Genomic DNA, 7,001 nt, shown 5'->3' with positions numbered 1-7,001 from the left:
AAAACCATTTAATTTTTTGGCGGATGTTAAATCAGATTTGACTGATTTATCACGGACATATAAAGAAAACAAGCAATTAAAAAAAGCTTTATTTAAAGCAGAAGAACAATCTGCTGATTCAGCTTCATTAAAAGATGAAAATGCTCAATTAAGACAGCTATTAGAAATGAAAAATCTTTATAAGTCAAAAAAAACGGTTTCATCTGATGTTATTACGCGTATGCCGGTTTCTTGGTTATCTGAATTAACTGTCAATGCTGGTCGTCAAAATGGAATTCAAAATACAATGCTAGCGGTGGCAAATGGTGGCTTGATTGGTAGTGTGAAAGATGTTGCTTATCATTCTAGCCGAGTAAATCTTTTAACCAATAATAAAAATGTTGATAATATTTCAGTAAGAATTCAAACGGAGACAAGCACAATTTATGGTGTGATTGTTGGTTACAGTAAAGAAAAATCTGCTTTTATTATCAGTCAGTTAAATAGTTTGGATACCATTAAAAAAGGTGAGAAAGTTGTGACCAGTGGTTTAGGAACGTACAACATTCCTAATATTCCGGTTGGAACAGTCCTTTCTGTTACTGAAAAATCGGACCATTTAACAAAAGAAGTCTTTGTAAAACCAAGTGCGGATTTATCAGATATTCGTGTGGTGACATTAGTAGGAAATTGATATGAAATTTTTTAAAAGCTACATTTTACCCTTTTTGGTTTTATTTGTTGTGATGTTAGTAGATGGCCATCTTTCAAATCTTTTGACTAATTTATTTCCAAATAATATCCACTTACTAAGTCATCTTTTGCTTATCTTTATTTTGTATATTTCGATAAATCTTTCAGAAAATACTAATTTTACCATGTTGCTGTTAATTGGTTTATTGTATGATGCGTATTATTTTCATATTATCGGCATTTCGACACTATTGTTGCCTTTAGCGGGGATTGTTATTAGTAAATATAATTCTGTTTTGATGTCTAATCGAGTTAGTCGTTTTTTAACAGTTGCCATTTTAGTATTTTTCTTTGAGGTGGCTACGTTCGCTTTGGCAAATGTTACCCATCTAGCTCAAATGTCTTTTGCAGATTTTGTCGTTTATACAATTGCTCCGACAATGGTCTCGAATTTACTATTCTTTTTGTTGCTTCAACCAATTTTGGAGAAGATATATTTATGATAAGATTTTATGATGAATTGGAAATAGAAATGTAATAAAGGTGTAACATACTCAGCGCCTTTTTTTGTTATACTTATAATTGTCTTATTGAATAGGAGTATAATCGTTTATGAAGAAAAAATTACTTACATCAATTTTATTAAGTACAATGGTTCTTGCACAGGGAGCATCTCTTGTAAATGTACATGCAGATTCTACTGATGACAAGATTGCTGCACAAGATAGTAAAATTAATAGTTTGAATGATCAACAAAAATCAGCTCAAGCTCAAGTAGATCAAATTCAAGCTCAAGTTTCATCTATTCAATCTCAACAAGAAAAATTGAAAGCTGAAAACGAAAAACTTCAAGCTGAATCAACAAAATTATCGGCTGAAATCGAAACGTTGTCTAAGAATATTGTAGCGCGTAATGAATCATTGGCTAATCAAGCACGTAGTGCTCAAACGAGCGGTACAGCTACAAGCTATATCAATACAATTGTAAATTCAAAATCGATTACAGAAGCTATTTCACGTGTTTCTGCGATGAGCGAAATTGTTTCAGCAAACAATAAAATGTTGGAACAACAAAAACAAGATAAAAAAGCTATTTCTGAAAAACAAGTAGCAAATAATGAAGCGATAAATACTGTTATCGCAAATCAACAAACACTTGCAAATGATGCAAAAACATTGTCTACTAAGCAAGCTGAACTAAAAGTAGCGCAGTTGAATCTTGCTGCGGAAAAAGCAACTGCTGAAGGTGAAAAGAACTCATTGTTGGCACAAAAGGCAGCGGCACAAAAGGCAGCTGAAGAGGCAGCAGCACAAGAAGCAGCTTATAAAGCACAACAAGCGGCGCAAGAACAAGCTGTAGCTTCTTCTGCTAATACAAGTTTGGCAGCACAAGTACAAGCTGTAAACAACAATAGTGGTGCAGCAGCTACGCCAACTCAAACAAATGTGACGCAACAAGCAGCAGCAACAACTACTACTAGAACTGTGAGCCGTCCTACATATAGTTCATCTGCTTCAACTTATCCAGTTGGTCAATGTACATGGGGAGCAAAAACATTAGCTCCGTGGGCTGGTGATTATTGGGGCAATGGGGCTCAATGGGCAGCAAGTGCGGCTGCAGCTGGTTTCCGTACAGGTTCAACACCTCAAGTAGGTGCGATCATTTCATGGAACGATGGTGGTTATGGACACGTTGCTGTTGTAACAGCTGTTCAATCAGCTACAAGTATTCAAGTATCTGAAGCAAATTATGCAGGTAATCAAGCTATTGGAAATTATCGTGGTTGGTTCAATCCAGCTGCTGCAGGACAAGGTTCATTTACTTACATCTATCCAAATTAATGAATATAAAAATAAAAAGCGCATCTTGCGTTTTTTATTTTTAATTGAAAAATTCACTAAAAAGGGTTACAATGTTAAGTGGAGAAATTTGTAACTGATTTACAAAGAAACGAATATATACTGGAGGAAATCATGTCGTTTTCTGATTTAAAGCTCTTTGCTCTTTCATCTAACCAGGAACTGGCTAAACGTGTTGCTCAAGAGATTGGTATGGAGCTTGGAAAGTCAACTGTGCGTCAATTTTCTGATGGGGAGATTCAAGTAAATATCGAAGAATCTATCCGTGGAAAACATGTTTTTATCTTGCAGTCAACGAGCTCGCCCGTCAATGATAATTTTATGGAAATTTTAATCATGGTGGATGCTTTAAAGCGTGCAAGTGCTGAATCAATCAATGTTGTAATGCCTTATTATGGCTATGCTCGTCAAGACCGAAAGGCACGTGCTCGTGAGCCAATTACTTCAAAATTAGTTGCAAATATGTTGCAAGTGGCTGGTGTTGATCGTTTGCTGACAATTGATTTGCATGCGGCTCAAATTCAAGGATTTTTTGATATTCCAGTAGATCATCTTATGGGGGCTCCTCTCATTGCGGATTATTTTGAACGTCGTGGGATGACAGGTAGCGATTATGTAGTTGTTAGCCCTGACCACGGTGGTGTGACGCGCGCTCGTAAATTAGCTGAATTTTTGAAAACACCGATTGCTATTATTGATAAGCGCCGTAGTGTAGATAAGATGAATACGAGTGAGGTGATGAATATCATCGGTAAAGTAGAAGGCAAAACTTGTATTTTAATTGACGATATGATTGATACAGCTGGGACAATTTGCCATGCTGCTGATGCGCTTGCTGAGGCAGGTGCGGTAGAAGTTTATGCAAGCTGTACTCATCCAGTACTTTCGGGTTCTGCTATGGATAATATTCAGAAATCAGCGATTAAAAAATTGGTCGTGTTAGATACAATTTATTTGCCGGAAGAACGTTTAATTGATAAAATTGAACAAATTTCAATTGCTCATCTTTTGGCAGAGGCGATTGTACGTATCCATGAAAAACGTCCTCTTTCGCCATTATTTGAAACTTTAACGGCTCTTTAATGTAAGAACATCTAGATAGGAATCACTCTGATAGCTGGAGTGATTCTTTTGCTTCAATCAGATGATAAGTGATAAATTTTCTCAATATTATGATATTTTTGCTATGACTTAGGTTTTATAGTATAATAGTTCTATCAGATTTTGGAGGTAAAATATGGATTTGACGAAACGTTTTAACAAAAATTTAGATAAAATTGAAGTTTCTTTGATTCGGCAATTTGATCAATCTATTTCGAACATTCCTGGAGTTCTTCGTTTGACATTGGGAGAGCCTGATTTTACAACTCCAGATCATGTAAAAGAAGCTGCGAAAGCGGCAATTGATGCAAACGAGAGTCATTATACGGGCATGAGTGGGTTGTTAGAATTGCGTCAGGCAGCCAGTCAATTTGTGAAAGAAAAATACAATCTTTCTTATGACCCTGAAACAGAAATTTTAGTGACAATTGGAGCGACAGAAGCTCTGTCTGCTACGTTGACAGTTATCTTAGAAGAAGGAGATAAGGTACTGTTGCTTGCACCTGCTTATCCGGGATATGAGCCGATTGTTAATCTTGTGGGAGCAGAAATTGTCGAGATTGATACGACAGACAATGACTTTGTTTTAACGCCTGAAATGCTGGAAAAGGCTATCTTGGAGCAAGGTAATCAGCTTAAAGCAGTGATTTTAAATTATCCAGCTAATCCGACAGGAGTGACTTATTCACGAGAACAAATGACTGCGTTAGCCGATGTATTGAAAAAGTATGATGTCTTTGTTGTTTGCGATGAAGTGTATTCTGAGCTGACTTATACCGAGCAACCACATGTATCTATTGCAGAATTTTTACCAGAGCAAACGATTGTGATTAATGGTTTGTCTAAATCGCATGCGATGACAGGCTGGCGTCTAGGTTTCACCTTTGCCCCAGCTGCTTTTACGGCTCAATTGATTAAAAGTCACCAATATTTGGTGACAGCCGCAAACACGATGGCTCAATTTGCAGGAGTGGAGGCATTGACAGCGGGTAAAGACGATGCAGAGCCAATGAAAAGGGAATATATTGAGCGTCGCGATTACATTATCGAAAAGATGACGGAGCTGGGTTTTAAGATTATCAAACCAGATGGTGCATTTTATATTTTTGCCAAAATTCCAGCTAGCTATAATCAAGATTCTTTTGCTTTTTTGAAGGATTTTGCACAAAAAAAAGCAGTTGCTTTCATTCCTGGTGCTGCTTTTGGTCAGTATGGGGAAGGTTATGTACGTCTTTCTTATGCGGCCAGCATGGATACGATAAAAGAAGCTATGAAACGGCTTGAGGAATATATGGAGGAGTATGCTGAAATCCATCACAAGTAAAGGTTTGGTTCTCTATAATCGTAATTTCCGAGAAAATGATAAGCTGGTCAAAATTTTCACAGAGCAGGCTGGTAAGCGAATGTTTTTCGTGAAACATGCTAGAAATTCTAAGTTGAATCCAGTTATCCAACCATTGGTAGTGGCCGATTTTTTGATGAAAATAAATGATGACGGTTTGAGTTATATCGATGATTATCAAGAGGTTACGACTTTCCAGCATATCAATCATGATTTGTTTGCAATGGCTTATGCGACTTATGTGGTAGCTCTAGCGGACGCTAGTATTCAGGATAATGAAATAGATTCGGCTCTCTTTGCTTTTTTGCAAAAAACGTTGGAATTGATGGAGCAGGGCTTGGATTATGAGGTGTTGACCAATATTTTTGAGATTCAAATTTTGTCACGTTTTGGTGTTTCTTTGAATTTCCATGAATGCTGCTTTTGCCACCGAGTAGGGCTACCGTTTGATTTTTCCTTTACTTATAATGGCGTTTTATGTCCGGAACATTATGGCAAAGATGAGCGACGGAGTCATTTGGATCCCAACATTCCTTACTTATTGGACCAATTTCAAGCGGTTCAATTTAGTGAACTGGAGACCATTTCTTTGAAGCCTGAATTGAAAAGACAATTGCGAAAAGTGATTGATCAAATTTATGAAGAATATGTTGGGATTCATCTAAAGCCCAAAAAATTTATTGATTCTCTGGGAGACTGGGGAGAAATTTTAAAGAACAAGGAGTCGAAATGAAAAAAATAGCAATTGATGCCATGGGTGGCGATTATGCTCCACAATCTGTCGTAGAGGGGGTTAATCGAGCACTGAACGATTTTTCGGATATTGAAGTCATCCTTTATGGAGATGAAGCAAAAATCAAGCAGTATTTAAAGGCAAGTGAGCGAGTTCGTATTGTTCATACGGATGAAAAAATCAACTCGGACGATGAGCCAACTAAAGCAATTCGCAAGAAGAAAAATGCCAGCATGGTGCTAGCGGCAAAAGCAGTAAAGGACGGAGAAGCTGATGCCGTTCTTTCAGCGGGGAATACTGGCGCACTCTTGGCCGCGGGATTCTTCATTGTTGGCCGTATCAAGAATATTGATCGTCCGGGATTGATGTCCACGTTACCAACGACAGATGGCAAAGGCTTTGATATGTTGGATTTGGGGGCTAATGCGGAAAATACAGCTCATCATTTGCATCAGTATGCTATTTTAGGGTCATTTTATGCTGAAAATGTCCGTGGAATCAACCAACCACGTGTAGGGCTTTTAAACAATGGGACAGAAGCGAGCAAGGGTGATCCCTTGCGGAAAGAAGTGTATGATTTGTTAGCGGCGGATGCTTCGTTAAATTTTATTGGAAATGTGGAAGCGCGTGATTTAATGAATCATGTAGCAGATGTTGTTGTAGCGGACGGATTTACAGGGAATGCTGTGTTGAAAGCCATGGAGGGAACAGCCATGGGAATTATGAGTCAGCTTAAAAAATCTATTTTAGATGGTGGCTGGAAAGCAAAACTAGGTGCAATGTTACTGAAAGATAGTCTAAAGTCTTTGAAGAGTAGTTTAAACTATTCTGATGTAGGCGGTGCTGTTTTATTTGGAGTAAAAGCACCTGTTGTGAAAACACATGGAGCGAGCGATGCAAAAGCAGTTTACAGCACGATTCGTCAAATTTGTACAATGTTGGAAACGGATGTTGTAGGAAAAGCAGTAAATGAATTTTCGGGAGAGGCAAAATGACAGAACAAGAAATTTACGAAAGAATCGTAGAAATTATTCAGGAAAGTCGTGGTGAGGGATTTCAAGTTTCTCAAACACTCAGTTTGAAAGATGACTTACAAGCAGATTCTGTTGATTTGATGGAATTTATTCTAACTGTGGAAGATGAATTTGGTATTGAAATTTCAGACGAAGATATAGATGAGTTGAAGAATGTGAGTGATGTTGTCGCTTGTGTGCAGAAAAATTTGAAGGAAGCATAAAAACGAACTTTTTATTGACTAACTAAAGAAAATATGAGAAAACAGCTGAAACCCCA

Annotated in this window: 8 protein-coding genes (1 of these 8 cut by a window edge); all 8 read left to right on the top strand. The window is 37.5% G+C overall.

The window, feature by feature from the left end; translation table 11 throughout:
* Positions 1 to 673, top strand: the 3' portion of a protein-coding gene (mreC, locus tag ANG_RS00470; protein ID WP_038677150.1) for a rod shape-determining protein MreC. It extends 134 nt beyond the left edge of the window; 673 of the gene's 807 nt are visible here — the last part of the coding sequence; its start codon lies off the left edge, out of view; it ends in the stop codon at positions 671 to 673.
* A 1-nt stretch (position 674) separates the two neighbouring features.
* The gene (mreD, locus tag ANG_RS00465; protein ID WP_025271544.1) at positions 675 to 1,175 is read left to right on the top strand and encodes a rod shape-determining protein MreD; all 501 of its coding nucleotides are present in this window, start codon (positions 675 to 677) and stop codon (positions 1,173 to 1,175) included.
* Between the two features lie 109 nt (positions 1,176 to 1,284).
* A complete protein-coding gene (gene pcsB, locus ANG_RS00460; protein ID WP_025271543.1) occupies positions 1,285 to 2,514 on the top strand; it encodes a peptidoglycan hydrolase PcsB in 1,230 nt (409 codons plus the stop codon).
* Positions 2,515 to 2,646: 132 nt separating this feature from the next.
* Complete coding sequence (locus ANG_RS00455; protein WP_025271542.1) at positions 2,647 to 3,615, top strand: ribose-phosphate diphosphokinase; 969 nt, start codon at positions 2,647 to 2,649, stop codon at positions 3,613 to 3,615.
* Positions 3,616 to 3,769: 154 nt separating this feature from the next.
* On the top strand, positions 3,770 to 4,957 hold the full coding sequence (locus tag ANG_RS00450; RefSeq protein WP_025271541.1) for a pyridoxal phosphate-dependent aminotransferase: 1,188 nt from the start codon (positions 3,770 to 3,772) through the stop codon (positions 4,955 to 4,957).
* Entirely contained in the window at positions 4,935 to 5,708 is a 774-nt protein-coding gene (gene recO / locus ANG_RS00445; protein ID WP_025271540.1) for a DNA repair protein RecO, read from the top strand. Before ANG_RS00450 ends, recO begins: the two co-directional genes overlap by 23 nt.
* A complete protein-coding gene (plsX, locus tag ANG_RS00440; RefSeq protein WP_025271539.1) occupies positions 5,705 to 6,703 on the top strand; it encodes a phosphate acyltransferase PlsX in 999 nt (332 codons plus the stop codon). Before recO ends, plsX begins: the two co-directional genes overlap by 4 nt.
* On the top strand, positions 6,700 to 6,945 hold the full coding sequence (locus tag ANG_RS00435; protein ID WP_025271538.1) for an acyl carrier protein: 246 nt from the start codon (positions 6,700 to 6,702) through the stop codon (positions 6,943 to 6,945). The genes plsX and ANG_RS00435 overlap by 4 nt, the downstream gene beginning before the upstream one ends.
* The last annotated feature ends 56 nt before the right edge of the window (positions 6,946 to 7,001 follow it).

The organism is Streptococcus anginosus subsp. whileyi MAS624 (assembly GCF_000478925.1).
GTDB lineage: Bacteria > Bacillota > Bacilli > Lactobacillales > Streptococcaceae > Streptococcus > Streptococcus whileyi.
The sequence above is the reverse complement of the archived record's forward strand: the minus strand, read 5'-3'. Positions and strand labels throughout refer to the sequence as shown.

Excerpts from the sequence above, each read along its gene's own strand:
- mreD (WP_025271544.1), top strand. The coding sequence starts at position 675 with ATGAAATTTTTTAAAAGCTACATTTTACCCTTTTTGGTTTTATTTGTT.
- pcsB (WP_025271543.1), top strand. The coding sequence starts at position 1,285 with ATGAAGAAAAAATTACTTACATCAATTTTATTAAGTACAATGGTTCTT.
- ANG_RS00455 (WP_025271542.1), top strand. The coding sequence starts at position 2,647 with ATGTCGTTTTCTGATTTAAAGCTCTTTGCTCTTTCATCTAACCAGGAA.
- ANG_RS00450 (WP_025271541.1), top strand. The coding sequence starts at position 3,770 with ATGGATTTGACGAAACGTTTTAACAAAAATTTAGATAAAATTGAAGTT.
- recO (WP_025271540.1), top strand. The coding sequence starts at position 4,935 with ATGCTGAAATCCATCACAAGTAAAGGTTTGGTTCTCTATAATCGTAAT.
- plsX (WP_025271539.1), top strand. The coding sequence starts at position 5,705 with ATGAAAAAAATAGCAATTGATGCCATGGGTGGCGATTATGCTCCACAA.
- ANG_RS00435 (WP_025271538.1), top strand. The coding sequence starts at position 6,700 with ATGACAGAACAAGAAATTTACGAAAGAATCGTAGAAATTATTCAGGAA.